Origin of the sequence: Chryseobacterium sp. RR2-3-20, from assembly GCF_017808115.1 — a bacterium.
Classification (GTDB): Bacteria; Bacteroidota; Bacteroidia; order Flavobacteriales; family Weeksellaceae; genus Chryseobacterium; species Chryseobacterium oryzae.
In genome coordinates, this window is record NZ_JADQBD010000017.1 from 32,794 (window position 1) to 52,081 (window position 19,288).

Consider the following 19,288-nt stretch of genomic DNA (forward strand, 5'->3'; position numbering starts at 1 on the left):
GTAAATTGGAAAATTAGTAAACTGCTACATTGCTAAATTAATTAGGGTGCTTGGATTTTAGCTAAAATTCTGTTCACAATTTCTTCAGAACTAATTTCCTCAGCTTCTGCCTCAAATGTCAATCCAATTCTATGTCTTAAAACATCCTGAGCTAAAGATTTTACATCTTCAGGAATAACAAATGCTCTGCCCTTCAGAAATGCATACGCTCTTGATGCAATAGCCAAATTGATAGATGCTCTTGGAGAAGCTCCAAAACTGATATAGTTTTTTAAATCGGCAAGCCCGTATCTTTCAGGATAACGAGTGGCAAAAACCATATCCAAAATATATTTTTCAATTTTCTCATCCAGATAAATCTGATTGACCAATGACTTCGCTTCAACAATATTTTGAAGTGAAATTACCTGTTTAATTTCCGGTTGATGCGAAGTAGAAACCATTCTCATCACTTTTCTTTCATCTTCAAATTCAGGATAATCTATTTTGCATTTCAGCATAAAACGGTCGCTTTGTGCTTCAGGCAAAAGATAAGTACCTTCCTGATCTATTGGGTTCTGAGTTGCCAAAACCAAAAATGGCTTCGGCAAAGACATGGTTTCATCACCAATGGTTACCTGTTTCTCCTGCATTACTTCCAAAAGAGCCGACTGTACTTTTGCCGGTGCACGGTTAATCTCATCTGCTAAAACAAAATTTGCAAAAACAGGTCCTTTTTTAATAGAAAAATCATTGTCTTTAATATTAAAAATCATCGTCCCAACAACATCTGCAGGAAGAAGATCCGGCGTAAACTGAATTCTGGAAAATTCCCCATGAACCGCTTCTGCCAAAGTTTTTATCGCTAAAGTTTTTGCCAAACCAGGAACCCCTTCCAGAAGAACGTGCCCATTTCCCAAAAGACCTATTAAAAGACGGTCTATCATATATTGCTGACCGATAATTGCTTTGTTGATTTCCTGCCTCAGAAGACTGAAAAAGTAATTCTGTTCTTTCACTTTTTCCGTAAGCTGACGGATGTCTTCTGCTTGATATGAATCTGACATAGTTTAAATTAAAATAATGGGTAAATTTCTGATAAAAACTTACATTAATCAACACAATAAATGCCATTTTTGAGTTAAAGTTTGTTAAATAAATTTCAAAACAAACCTTTCATTTTTCAGGAGTTTCGTTTAAAAATCATATACTCAGGCAAGAATATCATAAAAATACGTAATATTTGAAGGATAAGCGGTTTAAGAATTGTCATTTTCAGTTTATTAAACTAATTTTGGCAATTAAATTTTCGCAAAATGAATTATCATTTTCAAGCGCACAGACAAGTTAGAAAAAACCTTTTAGATATTCTCCAAAACACTTCCCACGAAGATCTTTTGCTGATTCCTGATGGTTTTAACAATAATATTTACTGGAATATCGCTCATACAGTCGCAACACAGCAATTGTTACATTATTATCTAAGCGGCAATCCTTTCAGAATAGATAAATACTGGATAGAAACTTATAAAAAGGGAACTTTACCGAATCTAAATGTGCAGAAATCTGAAGTTGAAGATCTTGAATTTCTACTTACAGAAACTTCAAAAACATTAATGAAAGATTACGACAGCGATTTTTTTTCAGATTACACTCCTTACACCACCAGTTTCGGAATGGATTTGAAGAGCATTCAGGATGCGATTATATTCAACAATATCCACGAAAGCTTACATTATGGCTATGTAATGGCACAGAGAAGAGCTATTTTAGGAGAAAAAAATTAGAAAAACCTTGAAAAAGGCAAAAAATTCAAACGAGAAATATCCCATTTTAGATTTTGAATTTAAAACAGGCAATTAAGAAATGAAAGACGATTTTATATTTGGGCTCCGTCCCGTATTAGAAGCTATTGAAGCTGGAAAAACAATTGATAAAATATTTGTGCAAAATGCACTTCAGGGAGAAATTTATGCGGAATTAAAGGCTGTTTTGGCTAAAAATAAAATCCGCCCCAATTATGTTCCGGTTGAAAAACTGAACCGTTTTACAAGAAAAAACCATCAGGGTGTAGTCGCATTTATTTCTGATGTTCCGTTTTACAAAATTGAAGATGTGGTACTCGAATTGTTTGAGGAAGGAAAAACCCCTTTCATTCTTATTCTGGATAGACTTACCGATGTAAGAAATTTTGGTGCAATATGCAGAACAGCAGAATGTGTGGGCATTGATGCGGTAGTAATTCCTGAAAAAGGAGGAGCTCCGGTAAATTCTGATGCTATTAAAACTTCTGCAGGAGCCATGTACAATATCAAAATATGTAAAGAGCCTAATCTAGCGCATGTTGTAGACTTTCTTCAGCAAAGCGGAATTTCTGTTTTTTCTGCAACCGAAAAAGCCCAAAAACTTATCTATGATGTAAACTTCACCGAACCTTGTGCTATAGTAATGGGGAACGAGGAAACAGGAATTTCTAAAGAAGTCCTCCATCATTCGGACGAAAAAGTGAAGCTTCCTATCGAAGGAAAAACACAGTCTTTAAACGTATCAGTTGCTTGTGGAGCTATCCTTTATGAAGCAATGAGACAAAAAATTACACAACTTTAATTAAGAAAAATATCGGTTAAAACTTTTCATTTTCATCTGAATTAAGATTTAACCGATTCAAATAAAGAAAAATTTATGAAAAATATATTCGCATTAGCCATTATTTCGTTAGCTGTTATTTCATGTAAAAAAGAAACAGCAACCATTACAAAAGTAGATCCCAAAACCGGCAAAACCATTACTGTAGAAGTTCCTTCAGATTCTGTAAAGGAAGTAAAAGCAGATGCCGCAATTAGAGATTCTGCAGGTATTTTCAAACAAACATTTAAGCTTGAAAAAGGTAAAACCTATCCTTTAACAACCTACCAAAGAGATACGAAAACCATGACTGATCCTGAAGGGAAAAGCATGAGCGGAACCAGCGAATCTACAGACGAAATGAACTTTACGGTTAATGATATTAAAGGACATGTTTATGACATGACCATTAATCTTATTTCTAAAAGAAATTCTCAGTCTGCACAAGGGAAAACAATCGTTGTAGATACCAATCAGAAAATTCCGAAAGAAGACGATCTTAAGATGCTTTGGAATATCAACAAAGCACTTACAGGAAATAAACTGAACATGAAAATGGACGATAAAGGCAATGTTATTTCTATTACAGGGTTTGATGCCGTTTATACAAAAATTTCTAACGCACTGAAAGACATCGTAAAAGATCCTACCCAAAGAACAGCCGTAATTGCCAATCTGAAAGAAACTTTCAACGAAAAAATCCTGAAAGACCAGTTTGAAAAAAACCTTTCTATCCTTCCTAAAAAAGGAGCTAAAATTGGGGATAAATGGAGCACTTCCGAAAATGCTGACGGAGCAGGAAAAATAAAAGTCACCTCTAATTATACTTTAAAAAGTGTTGGAAATGGTATTGCAGAAATTTCTATTTCCGGAGGAATTCCTAAGAAAACAGAAAAACAAAGCCAAAACGGAATTAATCATAGTTTAAGCAGTGAGCTTGCACAAAGCGGTTCTATAAAGTTTGACCAAAATACGGGATGGATTTACAACCAGAACATCAATGTAAAAACCACTCAGGTAGAAACATATTCTGATGGAAAACAGTCGAAGTCTATGAAAAGTATTTCTAATTCTTCTGTTATGGTAAATCCTTCTGCAAAATAATTTAAAAATTTAGTTACGAAAAGCGTTGCTCAGGATGGATGCCTTTGCAACGCTCAAAAAAACAAGATAGATTATGTTTAAGCACATTCTTGAGTTTATCCTCATAACCATAGTATTATTTTTTGTTTGGAATATTCTTAAAAGGATTTTCTTTAATAAATTTTATAAATACACTGGTTTCAGACCTCAGAACAGCGAGAAAGAAGAAATAAAAAACTCAAAAAATAATATTGAGAAAAAAGTAAAATGGGATGCCGAAACTGTAGATTATGAAGAGGTAAAAGACAGCAACGAAAAACGTTAACATCCCAATATTAAAGATAACAACCAATTTTATGGCAAAAAATAAAAACTTAATCTATGTTGCAGCTTCATTAGTTGTATTCTTAGTTTTAGCATTTTTATATTCTACTCCCGTTTTTACAGGAAAACAGCTTTTTCAGCACGATATTGTACAATACCGGGGTGGTGCAAAAGAACTTCTAGATTACCGCGAAAATTTCGATAAAGAAACGTATTGGAGCGATTCTATGTTTGGAGGTATGCCTACTTACCAGATGGGAAGCCGTTTTGAAGGAGATATTATTAAAAAAATAGACAGTTATCTAAATATTTTGCCAAGACCGGTTAATTATCTGTTTTTACTTTTTTCAGGATTTTTCCTTTTGGGAATGGTTGCCGTCCGAAACTGGAAATACGCTCTTTTAGGAGCCACTTTTTTTGGTCTTTCCACGTATTTCTATATTATTATTGCAGCAGGACACAACGGAAAAGTAAATACCATAGAATATTTTGCACCTCTTTTAGCCGGAATTTTATTGGTATACATCAGAAAAAAATACATCCTCGGATTTATCGTTACTACCCTATTCTTCGGATTACAGGTTGCAGCGAACCATCCGCAAATGACTTACTATTTATTTTTAGGGTTAGGATTTTTATTTATTTCTGAATTAGTAAGAGCTATAAAAAAGAAAGTTCCGATGAAACATTTCTTAGTTTCTTCAGGGATTATCGCTGCTTCTCTTGCGATAGGTGTTGGGATGAATTCTCAGCGAATTATGGCAAACTCCGAATACATAAAAGAAACAGTAAGAGGAAAACAAATCTTAACCAATGACAGTCACAAAGCCGGAAATACCGGTATGGATAAAGAAAGCATCCTGATGTGGAGCTACGGTAAACTTGAAACTTTAAATCTTTTCATACCAAGACTAATGGGTGGTGGAAGCCAGGAACCGGAAGGAAAAGAAATGATGGAAAAGGTTCGCGAGATGGTTCAGCAAAATGTAAGTTCGCAGGCAGAATACGAGCGTATCTCGAAAGGATTCGGAAGTCTTACTTATTGGGGAGATCAGCCGGGAACTTCAGGTCCGGCTTATCAAGGAGCTGTAGTATGTTTTCTTGCACTTTTAGGATTCTTTTTTGCTCCGAAAAAATACCGTTACTGGATTTTAGGAGCCACTATTTTAACTATTTTATTGGCTTGGGGAAGCAATTTCATGGTTCTTTCAGACTTTTTTATAGATTACATCCCTTTTTATAGCAAATTCAGGGCTCCGTCATCTATTTTGGTAGTAGTAGAATTACTATTCCCACTTATAGCAATCATAGGATTATACAGGTTTTTCAAAAGTGAAAATCTAGACGAAGAATACAAAAAGAAAATACTAATGTATACTGGTGCGGGAACTTTAGGCTTAACATTCATTCTGATTATTTTTGGAAAATCTCTTTTAGGGTTTGCAACCGATAACGAAAGAACCTATCTTCCTCCATTTTTATTGGATTATTTAATCGACACAAGATTCGGAATGTTCCGTACAGATGCTATTAAAGCATTATTATATGTTGGAATTACTTGTGCGGTGTTGTTTTTTAGTTTGAAACAGAAACTCAATCAAAATATTGCACTTTTAATTATTGGTGCGGTAAGTTTATTTGATTTGTGGAGCGTGAACAAACGTTACCTGAATGACGAGAATTATGTAGATAAAATTTTCGCAGAAAATCCTTTCCAGACAGAGAGCAGCGATTATCTTATGGAGAAAGCGGGAGATAACGAAAATTTACAGTCTATTTTAGCAAGCATTCCGGTAAATAAAACTCTGGAAACCATTGCTGAAAAAGACAAGAAGCATTACAGAATATACAATCAGGTTTTGGGTGTAAATAGCGAAACCAATACGTCATATTTTAAATCTTCAGTGGGAGGTTATCATGCAGTAAGACTGAGAAGGTTTGATGATGTTATGAACCAATATATTTCTAATGTAGACAGTATTAAAACACCAAAAATTTTAAATCTTCTCAATACAAAATACATAATTTTTGGGGAAACTTCTTCTCCGCAAGTAGTTCCAAACCCTAATGCCAACGGAAATGCATGGTTTGTAAGTGATTTAAAATTTGCTGCAACACCCAACGAAGAAATTAATTTAATTGGAGAAATCGACAGTAAGAAAACGGCTGTAATTAATAATGCAGATAAAGCTTATTTCGCTGGAAAACCTGTTCAAATAGACTCTACGGCTACAATTAATCTTACCAAATACGAGCCGAACGAATTAGAATTTAAATCATCTTCTAAAACTCCACAATTGGCAGTTTTCTCTGAAGTGTATTATCCTCATGGCTGGAAAGTCTTCATAGATGAAAAGGAAGTTCCTTATATTAAAGCAGACTATTTTCTACGTGCATTACATGTACCCGCAGGAAATCATAATATAAAAATGGTTTTTGAGCCTGAGGTAATCGAAAAAGGAAAATGGATTTCCCTAATCTGTTTTGGATTATTTATAGTTTTAAGTGGTTTTGGAATTTCTCTAATGTTCCGAAAACCTAAAAATACTGAAACTTCAAACGCTTAAAAAATCAAGGACTTTTACAGTTAAAATGGAAGGAATTCAGACAAAAAAGATATTAATCATCACGTATTACTGGCCACCTGCGGGAGGTCCGGGAGTTCAGCGGTGGTTAAAATTTGCAAAATACCTTCCCGAATTTGGCTGGAAACCCATTATTTACACTCCGGAAAACCCAAGTTATCCTTTGCTGGATGAAAGTTTAATGAAAGATGTTCCTGAAGATTTAGAAATTGTAAAAACTAAAATCTGGGAACCTTATCAACTTGCCGAAAAGCTTAATAAAAGCAATAAAAAATTCAAAGCAGGACAGTTTGATGTAGGAAATAATCAAAGCTGGAAATCTAAACTTTCGATTTGGGTGAGAGGAAATTTTTTCATTCCCGATGCCAGAGTTTTCTGGGTAAAACCTTCCACAGAATTTCTAGAAAAATATCTTCAGCAAAACAACATAGAAACCGTTGTAACTTCGGGTCCACCTCATTCCATGCATCTTATTGGTCTGAATTTAAAGAAGAAACTTCCCCATCTCCGATGGATTGCCGATTTCCGCGATCCTTGGACAGAAATTTCATATTACAAGCATTTAAAGCTTACCAACAGATCAGATAAAAAGCATCGTTTTCTTGAAAGTGAGGTTTTTAAAAATGCAGATATTACTTTGGCAACAAGCTATACAGATGCAGAAAATTTCAGAAAAAACGGAGCCAATGCGGTTTGCATTACGAATGGTTTTGATGAAACAGATTCAGGAAAAAAACTAAATCAGTCCGCTATTCCTGATCATTTTACGCTGAGCTATATCGGTGTTTTGGAACAGCTGAGAAATCCTGAAAATCTTTGGGCAGCACTGAATAATTTAATCAAAAACAATTCAGATTTTGCTGAAAGTTTCAGATTAAAATTCGTGGGAAGAATTGATGATAAAATTTTGACAAGTCTTGAAAATTCAGATTTAAAAAATCACATTCTGAATCTTGGGTATGTTTCGCATGACCGGGCAGTTCAGGAAATGTCGAACTCATCAGTTTTATTGATTACCAACTTCCCCAATGTTTCTTCCAAAGGAATAATTCCGGGCAAAATATTTGAGTATCTCGCCACCGGAAAGCAGATTCTCTCGTTTGGTCCCAACGAAGCAGATGTTTCTAAAATCTTGCAGGAAACTAATGCCGGAAAGCACTTTAGCTACGAAGATTCAGAAGAAATTGAAGATTTTATTATACAGAAATTTAAACTCTGGAAAAACGGTAATTTATCTGAAAACACAAAAAACATCGAACAGTTTTCAAGAAAAAATTTAACAAAACAACTTTCCGAATTGCTGGGTTAGACTGTCCATTCATCATTAATTACAGCAACGAGATAATATTCACCTTCAAATTCTTCAAAAACGAAACGGAGCGACTTCCAATCCATTTCGCTATATTGCTCCGAACCGGGAATGTAGTTTTCTGTGAAATCGGATTTAGGATATATTTCCTCAAGATTATTGAGCGAATTTCCTCCTCCCTGAAAAGAATTGTAAGAATATTTTGAATGGGTAAAATCTTTTTTGAAAACCCATTTTCTGAAGTAATTCTTAATCGTTGATTGATACACTTCGCCAGTTCCGTCAAGAGATCCCCACGTAAAAATAGTCTTTGTAGGAAAATATTTCTGGAAATCTGATTTTGAAAAGTGCTTATCTTCATTACGGTTTGTAAATGCATACATAGAAAAACGAACCCCTTTTTCGGGATGAATATGGTTGGCGAAAGCATTGTAATCTGCCATTTTTATAGCCTGCAGAAGTTCGCTATTCATTTTTTTCAATACGACTTCCTTAGGAAGAGATTGCTGTTTTTTTTCTTTCTTTTGAACGGAAGTTTTTATGCTATCAGTAGACGGTTTGTAATTTTCTTCTGCTTTTTTGTTACAAGAAAATAAAGTTACTACAAGTAAAGATATCAGAAAATGCTTCATTTTTAAATTTTCTTTAAAGTTCCAAAAGTGATGCCGAATTTTTTGAAATGTAGGCAGAGAAAGCCTTTGATTTCGTAAATTTGTGTAATGGAAATCTTAGATATTCTCATCATCGGAGCAGGACCTATTGGGCTAAACTGTGCATTGGAGGCTAGAAAAAATAATCTCAGCTATTTAATTATTGAAAAAGGGACTATTGTAAACTCCCTCTACAATTACCCTTTATATATGAAGTTTTTCTCAACAGCAGATAAACTCGAAATTGCAGAAATTCCTTTTATTTCTGCGGCTCCCAAACCGGGAAGACAGGAAGCATTAGAATATTATCAAGGCATTGCAAGACAGAAAAATATCAACATTAATCTTTACGAACGGGTAATAAATGTTTCTAAAAATCAGGAAATATTTTCTGTTGAAACATCAAAATCAAAATATTTTGCCAAAAATGTGATTATCGCTACCGGATTTTATGACATTCCCAACCTCATGAATATTCCCGGAGAGATCCTGCCGAAAGTAAAACATTATTATACAGAGCCTTATCCTTATGCAAAACAGAAAATCGTAGTGGTGGGCTCAAGCAATTCTTCGGTAGATGCCGCTTTAGAAACTTACAGAAAAGGTGCGGAAGTAACCATGATTATCCGAAATTCTGAAATATCACCAAGCGTAAAATATTGGGTAAAACCAGACATTGAGAACAGAATTTCAGAAGGAAGTATTAAAGCACATTTTAATTCCGAATTGCTTGAAATTAAAGAAAATTCGGTCATTTTTAAAGATGAAAATGGAAAAATCAATGAAATTGAAAATGATTTTGTATTGGCAATGACAGGTTATCTTCCAGATTTTGATTTCCTAAAAAACTCAGGAATCGAGTTACAAGGAGATTGTCTGAATCCACTTTATCATCCTGAAACAATGGAAACTAATGTTCCGAATTTATATCTTGCTGGTGTAGTTTGTGGCGGAAAAGATACCCATCTTTGGTTCATTGAAAACTCAAGAATTCATGCGGAAATAATTGTTGAAAATATTCTTTCGAAGTAAAATCCCATAAAAAATCGTACTATTTAATTTTCAATTTTGATTTTAAGGGTAAAAAAAGCAATTTATCTTATTTAACATCTCAGGTTTAGCTTTGCATTTTATAAATTCTTATCAAAAACTCACGTTAGCATATCAAAAAGTTACCTAAAAATATCATCTTCATTCAATCCAAAAAATTAATGATTGCGATATGGATTATTTAGGCTCAAAGTAAAGATTTTCAACATAGTTTTTCTAAATTTGAGGCTATTATATTTTCGCAATGCAAAACTACTTAGATTTACTTCAGCATATTTTAGATAACGGAACCGACAAAACCGACAGAACAGGAACAGGAACACGAAGCATTTTCGGGTATCAGCTCCGTTATGATTTGTCTAAAGGTTTTCCTCTGGTAACAACAAAAAAAGTTCACCTGAAATCTATCATTTACGAGCTTCTATGGTTCATTAAAGGAGAAACAAATATTAAATATCTTAAAGACAATGGTGTTTCCATTTGGGACGAATGGGCAGATGAAAATGGAGATTTGGGGCCTGTTTACGGAGCACAATGGCGTAGTTGGTCTGGTGCAGATGGTAAAGTAGTAGACCAGTTTTCGGAAGTAATTGAGCAGATTAAAACCAATCCCGATTCCAGAAGATTAATTGTTTCTGCATGGAATGCTGCAGAAATCCCCAATATGGCATTAGCACCATGTCATGCTTTATTTCAGTTTTATGTGGCAGACGGAAAATTATCTTTACAACTCTATCAAAGAAGTGCAGATGTTTTCTTGGGTGTTCCCTTCAATATTGCGAGTTATGCGCTTTTATTGATGATGGTCGCTCAGGTTACCGGTCTTGAAGTTGGAGATTATGTTCATAGTTTTGGAGATGTACATATTTACAACAATCATTTTGATCAGGTTAAAAAACAGCTTTCAAGAGAAACAAGAGCTTTACCCACAATGAAACTGAACCCAGAAATTAAAAATATTTTTGATTTTGATTTTGAAGATTTTACATTAGAAAACTACGATCCACATCCAGGGATAAAAGCACCGGTAGCGATATAAGTAATTATTTTTTGAATCATTTTCTTGAATATTTGAACAAGATTTTTTTTTTAAAAAAACATTCCACATTTTTTTATTGAAATGATAATTCAAAATCAATCATTCTTTTATTAAAAGTATTTCTCGGTTGTAAATATGAAAAATTTAATTTACTTAAAGTTAATACTGTTCTCTGCATTTTTCAATGCTCAGAATACTTCCGTATCTCTTGAACAGACTTTTCCTGAAAAATTTCCAGAGTATACTGTAGACGGTAAAGACGGTAAAAAAACATTCAAAGAAGAGTATAAGTATTTGGATTCTGTTAGTATTTACGGTTATGATTATCGCTCTCACGACAATCTGAAAATCCGGGGATTTCTTATTGAACCCAAAACAAAAGGAAAATTTCCGGTGATTATTTTCAACCGTGGTGGAAATCGTGACCTTGGTGCTGTAAGCATCGCTACACTTACCAATTTTTTATCTAAAATAGCTGCAAAAGGATTTATTATTATCGGTTCTCAGCTTCGGGGCAGCTCAAGAAGTGAAGGTAAGGATGAATTCGGCGGAAAAGATATTAATGATGTATTGCAATTATTAAATATTATAGATCATCAAACAAATGCAGATTCAAAAAAAATAGGAATGCTGGGAATTAGCAGAGGTTCCATGACTAATTTTCTGGTTTTGAAAGAAACAGACAGAATATCTGCCAATGCAACTATTGGTGGTATTGCAGATCTCAACCAGAAAGACAGACCGGAAATGTACGGGCTTTACAAAGAACTTATACCCGATTTTGAGAAAAATCCTACACTGGAACTCAATAAACGTTCTTCATTACTTGCAATTCCTCAAATAAAAAATAAGCAGCTGAAAAGTTTTATCATTCACGGAGCTAAAGATGAGAGAGTGAATGTAAGCAATGCTTTTGCCTTGTTCAATGAGCTTAATTCTAATCAGTTTTCTACAAAATTATTGGTATATGAAAATGACAATCATGGGATTAACAATCATACCAACGATATGATTAAACAATTAAATGCGTTTTTCAAAGAGTATCTCCAATAATCATAATGCAAAAATTAATTCTGTAACAATTTCAAAAAATTTCCTACTTATTACCTTAAAAATAACATCAATACATAAATTCGTAAGAATGAAAAAAATATTCATAACAGCACTTTTTCTGGGTGCACTATTTAATTCGAATGTAACTTTCGCTCAGACAGAAACTTCGGGAAGAACAGTTCCTTACAGAGCGACCCATACCAAAACTACAGAACTGAAGCACACCAAACTGAAGGTGAATTTCGACTATGAGAAAGAGCAGATGAATGGTGAAGAATGGCTTACTGCATCTCCTTTTTTCTACTCTACCAATGAACTTGTTCTGGATGCCAAAGGGATGCTGATTCATGAAGTTGCATTGGATAATAATGGTAAAAAAACACCTTTAAAGTATGAATATAAAAATGATGTTTTAAAAATTAATCTTGATAAAGTATATGCTCGAAACCAGGATTATACGGTTTATATTAAATACACATCTAGACCCAATGAAGTAAAACAGGAAGGAAGTGCAGCTATTAATGATGCCAAAGGTCTTTATTTCATTAATGCACAGGGGAAAGATCCGGATAAACCAACCCAAATATGGACGCAGGGAGAAACAGAATCTTCATCTGCTTGGTTTCCTACCATAGATAAACCCAACCAAAAAACCACTCAGGAAATTTACATGACTGTTCCAGACAAATATGTAACACTTTCCAACGGAATTCTAAAAAATTCTCAAAAAGAGGCCAATGGATTGAGAACCGACCATTGGGTGATGGATAAAAGACACTCCACCTATCTTTTCTTTATGGGTGTAGGAGAATATGCCGTAGTTAAAGACAAGTGGAAAAATGTTCCTGTAGATTATTATATTGAAAAAGAATATGAACCCTACGCAAAACAAATCTATGGGAATACTCCTGAAATGATAGATTTCTTTTCGAAAAAATTGGGTTACGATTATCCTTGGCAAAAATATGCACAGATTTCGGGTAGAGATTACGTAAGTGGTGCTATGGAAAATACAACTGCGACACTTCACGGGAGCGATATTTTACAAAAACCGGGACAATTAATAGATGAAAACAAATGGGAAGACACCATTGCCCACGAGCTTTTCCACCATTGGTTTGGAGATCTTGTAACCGCAGAAAGCTGGAGTAATCTTACCGTAAACGAATCTTTTGCCAACTATTCGGAGTATCTCTGGAACGAATTTAAGTATGGTAAAGATCAGGCAGATTATCACCAAATGGAAGATGTAAACCATTACATCCATAATCCTTCAGATTTCAAAAAAGATTTGGTAAGATTCAATTATAATTCCAGAGAAGATGTTTTTGATTTGGTAACCTATCAAAAAGGTGGTGGAATTTTACACATGCTACGAAATTACCTTGGAGACGATGCATTTTTTGCAGGAATTACAGATTATCTGAAAACCAACGAATATCAGGCGGCAGAAGCTCATCAGTTAAGATTATCTTTTGAAAAAGTTTCAGGTAAAGATTTGAACTGGTTTTTTAATCAGTGGTATTTCGGTAGCGGAAATCCAAAACTGAATTATACTTATAATTTTGAACCTGTAAAAAAACAGGTGACCGTAACCATTAACCAAACTCAGGATGAGCCTTTTCAGTTTCCTTTGGCTATTGATATTTACGAAAACGGTAAACCAAAAAGATATCAGGTTTGGGTAAATGCAGAAGCAAAAAATACATTTAATTTTGATGCGTCTAAAAACCCTGAACTTATCAACATCAATGCAGACGGAATTCTTCTTGCAGATGTTACAGAATCTAAAACTCCGGAGCAATATTTAGCCCAATTCTTAGGTTCTAAAGAATTTAAGAGTAAATACATTGCACTAACAGGAATTAAAGATCAGGTAGGAAAAAATCCCGCTGTCACAAAATTGTTGGCTGCTGCAGTAAAAGATCCATTTTTCAGAACAAGAATAAAGGCACTGGAACTTGTAGATCTGTCGAATGCAGAAATGATGAAAGCATTAGGAAGCGATGTTGAAAAACTGGCAACAAATGATCCTAAAACTTTGGTTCAGGGAGCGGCAATAGCAGCTTTGGCAAAAACAAAAGACAAAAAATATGTTCCGATTTTTGAAAAAGGAATTAATGCTGTATCCAATTCTGTAAAAGGCAACTCTTTGGCTGCAATTTTAGCAGTAGATCCTTCGAAAGCCAGTTCTTTGGCAGACAAGATTGATCTTGAAGGTGCTTCTGAAGACATGCTTTCGCAGTTATTACCAATCGTTGTAAAAAATAAAGTGACTTCCCAAATGGCGAATATTGCTCCTATTGCTGCTTTTTATCCATTTGTTAAATTTCAGGATCCGGAACTTGGAAAAGTTGCCGAAGAAGGATATAATTGGATTATGTCTTCGGATAATTTAAAAGCAACGACAAGCATTACCAAAATATTGGGTCAGGCAAAAGGTCAGATGGGAGAAAATCCTCAGGTAAAAATGATGATAAGCCAAATGCTGAAAGACGGACTAAGCAAAAAAATGGAATTATTAAAACAAAATCCAGGAAAAGCTTCCAGCATCAACCCTCAAATTGATGCTATTAATAAAGCTATTGATAATTTCAAATAAAAAATATTAACACATATTAGAAAGACCGGCTTTTAAAAATGCCGGTCTTTGTATTTATTATGGTATTCAATTTCATGATATAGAATCTGTATTTAATAACCTGAGTTCGGGATAAGGATTTATAAAATGCAATGGGTAAAAATATCTAATTTACATATGTTTAACATAAACCAAAGCGTAGAACTTACCAAAGCAACACTAAACTTTGTTTTATTTTACTAAAAAGTGCCATTGTATAGTTTAAAAGCATTTCAAAAAATAAACTTCTCTTGTTTTTGCAATAAAACAATCACTATCTGAATCTATATACTTATCGTAAATATAGATATCCTAAAAATTTAAAAATCAACTAAAAATAATTTCATAAGATACATATTTGCTAATTTAATATACATTTTAAATAAATTATACTCAAAATAAGTAAATTGCAATCTAATTAAATTTTTATGAAATTTAATTTCAAATCATTGAAACATATCTATAAAAAATTAATAATTATATGGAATTTCTAAACGGAATTAATGCATTAACCTTGGTATTTGTATCTATACTTATTTTTGCAATATCCTATCGTATTTACGGAATCTTTTTGGCAAACAAAGTACTTCGTCTTAACGACAGAAATACTACTCCTGCAATAGAATTTGCAGATGGTAAAGATTATGTTGCCACCAACAAAAATGTACTTTTTGGGCATCATTTTGCGGCAATTGCAGCAGCAGGGCCTCTTGTAGGACCAGTTTTGGCGGCTCAGTTCGGCTATCTTCCCGGAGCATTATGGATTTTAATCGGGTGCGTTCTAGGAGGCGGAGTTCACGACATGGTGGTACTTTTTGCTTCTGTAAGACATAAAGGGCAAAGTTTAGCAACGATTGCTTCCAAAGAGATTGGTAAAACAACCGGTACAGTTGCTGGTTTTGCAATTTTATTCATTTTAATTCTAACACTTGCCGGATTGTCTTTAGCATGTATTAATGCAATGCATGAAGCTTCCTGGTCTTTATTTACGGTTATTATAACCATGCCGATTGCCATCATCATGGGTTTAATAATGCGTTACAGAAAAAATTCGGTAACATTTGCAAGTATTTTAGGGGGTGTTTTATTAATTGCAGGAATTATTGGCGGACATAATCTTATGCAGAATGAAACCATAAATAATTTATTCAGTTGGGATATTACCACTATATCTATTGCCATTCCTCTTTACGGATTTTTAGCTTCGGTTTTACCGGTATGGTTATTATTGGTTCCAAGAGATTATTTATCCACTTATTTAAAAATTGGTACCATTATTATGCTTGCAATAGGTGTAATTGCAATTCATCCAACGATACAAATGCCGGCTCTTACTCAATTTGTAAATGGTGGCGGTCCTATTATCGGCGGACCCGTATTACCTTTCATTTTTATTGTTATTGCTTGTGGAGCTATATCAGGTTTTCATGCGGTAATTGCTACAGGAACTACTCCAAAAATGCTGAATAGAGAAAGAGAAATTCTTTTTGTAGGCTATGGAGCAATGTTAGTAGAAGGTTTTGTGGCTTTAATGGCACTAATTGCAGCGTGTACTTTAATGCCTGGAGATTATTTCGCTATTAATACACCAAAAGAAGTGTATGATACTTTCTTAGCAGCTCATCCAGATTTACACGGAGTAGATATAGGCTATTTTTCAGAAAAAATTGGTATTGACCTTCATGGAAGAACAGGAGGTGCCGTTTCTTTAGCGGTGGGTATGGCTCATATTTTCAATAAAATACCTTACATGGATCAGTTAATGGCATATTGGTACAACTTCGCCATTATGTTTGAAGCTGTATTTATATTAACCGCAATTGATGCTGGAACAAGAGTGGGAAGATTTTTCCTGCAGGAAATGTTGGGTTCCGTTATTCCAAAATTTAATGATAAGAACTGGACTCCCGGAATTATTATCAGCAGTTTGCTTTTTACTTTTGCATGGGGATATTTGGTTTTCACCGGAAATGTAAGCAGTATTTGGCCTTTATTCGGAATTAGTAATCAGTTACTTGCCGCGTGTGGTCTTATTGTATGTACAACAATGCTCATCAGACTCAACAGAGGAAAATATGCACTGTGTTCGGCAATTCCCGGTGTTTTTATGGCAGTTATTACCTTTTGGGCAGGTTATATACAAGTTACCACAATTTATATTCCGAAAGAACAGTATTTATTGGCTTCCCTTGCAATAATTGCAATGGTTTTAATGCTTGCCGTATTCATTGGAGCATTCAGAAAATGGTATAAACTTCTGCAGGTAAAAACATCGGAAACCGATTATTATGGAGAAACCGTAAAAGAATTGGTAGAAAGATAGTTTTTAACTTAATTTCAAGAAATAAAAAAGGTACAGAGTTTAATTCTGTACCTTTATTTTGTTTTAAACCTTTTTCAATATTCTATCATTGAATTGAAGAAAACTTATCTAAATCTTAGTAAGTTTTGCATATTTTAAGATCAGGTTTTTTTCTCCTTCATGTAAAAAAACAACTTTTGCTTTAATATTCTGAGGATCTGTTCCATCCAGAAAAGCTACTTCACCGACTCCGAAACGATCATGCCTTACCTTATCTCCCACTTCAATATCCTGAGAAGATGCACCGCTCGGATTGATGATTTTTGCAGTAGCTACAGGCTTCAGTTTACGTGGTTCTGCAATAGGCTTATCTTTGTCGGCTTTAGTAATTGTTTTTTTCTCTACTTTCTTAAAACTTCTGATTTCTGAAGGATGTTCATCGAAAATATTAGAGGAAATACCTGAATTATTGATGAATCTGCCCTGCATTGCCGGATTCAGAAACTCTATGTATTCCTCATCCACTTCACTCAAAAATCTAGATGGCTCTGCATCGGTAATTTTTCCCCACTGAAATCTGGAAACGGCGTAAGAGAAAAATGCCTGCTTTTCTGCCCTCGTTAAAGCAACATAAAACAACCGTCTTTCTTCTTCTAAATCTTCTCTGGTTGCAGAACTCATAAAGCTCGGAAAAAGATTTTCTTCCAACCCAACCAAATGTACTACCGGAAATTCCAGTCCTTTAGAAAGGTGGATAGTCATTAAAGAAACCGCATCGTCGGAATCGTCTTTTTTTTGTGTGTCTGCGGAAAGTGCAATATTTTCCAGAAAGTTGGGCAAACTCGGATCGCCATCTTCCAACTGCATTTGCTCATCGATAAAACCCTGCATAGAGTTCATCAATTCCTGTACATTCTCTACACGGGAAATACCTTCAGGAGTTTGGTCGTCTTTCAAAAATTTAATCAAACCACTTCTTTTCGCTACTTCCATGGCTACGTTATAAGCAGTTTCAGTTTTAAGCAATACCTGAAATGCTTTAATCATCGACCAAAAATCGCTCAATTTGGTAATAATACCATTATTAAAACCCAAATGCGGGGCATAAATAGGAAGATTATCTAAAACTTTAGATACAGAAAGATTCTGGGAATCGGCAAAAACAATGAGTTTATTCTGTGTAGTTTCACCAATTCCTCTGGCTGGATAATTGATGATTCTCATCAACGCTTCAGAGTCGTTTTGATTAATTAACAACCGTAGATACGCAATTAAATCCTTTACTTCTTTCCTTTGGTAAAAAGAAAGACCGCCATACACTTTGTACGGAATATTTTTTCTTCTCAGAGCGTCTTCAAAAGCTCTGGTTTGAGAATTGGTACGATAAAGAATGGCAAATTCTCCAAATTTTCTTTGGTCACGATTATGAAGTTCCCAAATGTTTCCGGCAACGAAATTGGCTTCATCGGCATCCGAAAGAGAACGGTAAACTTTAATTTTTTCACCTTCTTCATTTTCGCTGAACACATTTTTCTTAAACTGCTGAAGATTTTTTGAAATTACAACATTAGCAGCATTTACAATATTTTGTGTTGATCGGTAATTCTGCTCCAAAGAAACAGTTACGGCATCAGGATAGTCTTTTTTAAAATTTAAAATATTGTAAATATTCGCTCCTCGGAACGAATAAATAGATTGTGCATCATCTCCAACCACACAGATATTTTCGAACTTTGAAGCCAAAGCTTTTACAATTAAATACTGAGAATGATTGGTATCCTGATACTCATCTACCAAAATATATCTGAATCTGTCCTGATATTTTGCCAAAACTTCAGGAAATCTTGTAAGCAACTCATTGGTTTTCAAAAGCAGATCATCAAAATCCATTGAGCCGTTTCTATAACAAGCATCAACGTATTTTTCGTAGATTTTACCAAGAAATTTCATATTGGCTTTTTCGTCAGCCTCCAATAATTCGGGATTATTGTAATATGCTTTTACAGTGATAAGATTATTCTTATACGAAGAAATTCTTGCCTGAACTTTCTTTGGTTTATACAAATCTGCATCAATATTCAGGTCTTTTATTGCTTTTTTAATTACATTGAGGGCATCTTGCTGATCGTAGATGGTAAAATTGGATGGATATCCTAAATAATTGGCTTCGCTTCTGAGAATTCTTGCAAAAACCGAGTGAAAAGTTCCCATCCACAGACTTCTCGCATTGCTTTGCCCAACCACTTTTGCAATACGTTCCTTCATTTCTTTTGCAGCTTTGTTGGTAAAGGTTAAAGCAAGAATATTAAAAGGATCTATTCCATTGGTTATAAGATGGGCAATACGCATAGTGAGTACTCTGGTTTTACCCGAACCCGCTCCTGCGAGTACCATCAAAGGTCCTTCAAGTGTTGTAACAGCTTCATATTGTGATTCATTCAGTCCATTCAGATAATCCATACTACAAAAAAAATTTGGAAAACAAAAATAGTGTTTTATAAGGAGAATTCAAATTAGATGAATTTAAACATGCTGTTTTATAGATTATGGATATCAAAAAATCAGCGGTTTGGACTGCCCCCAAAAAGTTAGACACTTTTTAGGGGCATTTTTTATGGAAAGGAAAGAAAAATTTAGCGTTGCTTTCAAATTGGAATGTATAGAACTTC

General features: G+C 34.4%; 14 protein-coding genes. 11 read left to right on the forward strand and 3 right to left on the reverse strand.

What is annotated here, in order from left to right; genetic code table 11:
• Positions 1 to 41: 41 nt before the first annotated feature.
• Positions 42 to 1,046, reverse strand: a complete 1,005-nt coding sequence (locus IV513_RS06270) for a MoxR family ATPase (protein WP_209389752.1) — start codon at positions 1,044 to 1,046, stop codon at positions 42 to 44.
• A gap of 249 nt (positions 1,047 to 1,295) precedes the next feature.
• Here IV513_RS06270 and IV513_RS06275 point away from each other — a divergent pair, with 249 nt between their 5' ends.
• The 6 genes from IV513_RS06275 to IV513_RS06300 all read left to right on the forward strand — a co-directional run bounded on the left by IV513_RS06275 (position 1,296) and on the right by IV513_RS06300 (position 7,905).
• Complete coding sequence (locus IV513_RS06275) at positions 1,296 to 1,766, forward strand: DinB family protein (protein ID WP_209389753.1); 471 nt, start codon at positions 1,296 to 1,298, stop codon at positions 1,764 to 1,766.
• A 79-nt stretch (positions 1,767 to 1,845) separates the two neighbouring features.
• Entirely contained in the window at positions 1,846 to 2,586 is a 741-nt protein-coding gene (rlmB, locus tag IV513_RS06280; RefSeq protein WP_209389754.1) for a 23S rRNA (guanosine(2251)-2'-O)-methyltransferase RlmB, read from the forward strand.
• Between the two features lie 75 nt (positions 2,587 to 2,661).
• Positions 2,662 to 3,708: a DUF6263 family protein gene (locus tag IV513_RS06285; RefSeq protein WP_209389755.1), complete on the forward strand. Its 1,047-nt coding sequence runs from the start codon at positions 2,662 to 2,664 to the stop codon at positions 3,706 to 3,708.
• A gap of 73 nt (positions 3,709 to 3,781) precedes the next feature.
• The gene (locus IV513_RS06290) at positions 3,782 to 4,012 is read left to right on the forward strand and encodes a hypothetical protein (RefSeq protein WP_209389756.1); all 231 of its coding nucleotides are present in this window, start codon (positions 3,782 to 3,784) and stop codon (positions 4,010 to 4,012) included.
• 31 nt (positions 4,013 to 4,043) lie between these two features.
• Positions 4,044 to 6,578, forward strand: coding sequence for a YfhO family protein (locus IV513_RS06295; protein ID WP_209389757.1), 2,535 nt, complete (start codon positions 4,044 to 4,046; stop codon positions 6,576 to 6,578).
• Positions 6,579 to 6,612: 34 nt separating this feature from the next.
• Positions 6,613 to 7,905, forward strand: coding sequence for a glycosyl transferase family 1 (locus IV513_RS06300; protein WP_209389767.1), 1,293 nt, complete (start codon positions 6,613 to 6,615; stop codon positions 7,903 to 7,905).
• Here IV513_RS06300 and IV513_RS06305 read toward each other — a convergent pair.
• The gene (locus IV513_RS06305; RefSeq protein WP_209389758.1) at positions 7,902 to 8,537 is read right to left on the reverse strand and encodes a hypothetical protein; all 636 of its coding nucleotides are present in this window, start codon (positions 8,535 to 8,537) and stop codon (positions 7,902 to 7,904) included. The two genes, IV513_RS06300 and IV513_RS06305, sit on opposite strands and share 4 nt — an antisense overlap.
• 87 nt (positions 8,538 to 8,624) lie before the next feature.
• On the opposite strand from IV513_RS06305, the gene IV513_RS06310 reads away from it, so the two are divergent.
• From IV513_RS06310 to IV513_RS06330, 5 genes are all read left to right on the forward strand, one after another.
• Complete coding sequence (locus tag IV513_RS06310; protein WP_209389759.1) at positions 8,625 to 9,587, forward strand: YpdA family putative bacillithiol disulfide reductase; 963 nt, start codon at positions 8,625 to 8,627, stop codon at positions 9,585 to 9,587.
• Between the two features lie 262 nt (positions 9,588 to 9,849).
• Entirely contained in the window at positions 9,850 to 10,644 is a 795-nt protein-coding gene (locus tag IV513_RS06315) for a thymidylate synthase (protein WP_209389760.1), read from the forward strand.
• Positions 10,645 to 10,779: 135 nt separating this feature from the next.
• Positions 10,780 to 11,697, forward strand: a complete 918-nt coding sequence (locus IV513_RS06320) for a S9 family peptidase (protein WP_209389761.1) — start codon at positions 10,780 to 10,782, stop codon at positions 11,695 to 11,697.
• A gap of 88 nt (positions 11,698 to 11,785) precedes the next feature.
• A complete protein-coding gene (locus IV513_RS06325) occupies positions 11,786 to 14,299 on the forward strand; it encodes a M1 family metallopeptidase (protein WP_209389762.1) in 2,514 nt (837 codons plus the stop codon).
• A 499-nt stretch (positions 14,300 to 14,798) separates the two neighbouring features.
• Positions 14,799 to 16,640, forward strand: coding sequence for a carbon starvation protein A (locus tag IV513_RS06330; protein WP_209389763.1), 1,842 nt, complete (start codon positions 14,799 to 14,801; stop codon positions 16,638 to 16,640).
• Between the two features lie 108 nt (positions 16,641 to 16,748).
• Here the strand turns inward: IV513_RS06330 and IV513_RS06335 are convergent, their stop codons facing one another.
• Positions 16,749 to 19,079, reverse strand: coding sequence for an ATP-dependent helicase (locus IV513_RS06335; RefSeq protein WP_209389764.1), 2,331 nt, complete (start codon positions 19,077 to 19,079; stop codon positions 16,749 to 16,751).
• Positions 19,080 to 19,288 lie beyond the last annotated feature (209 nt).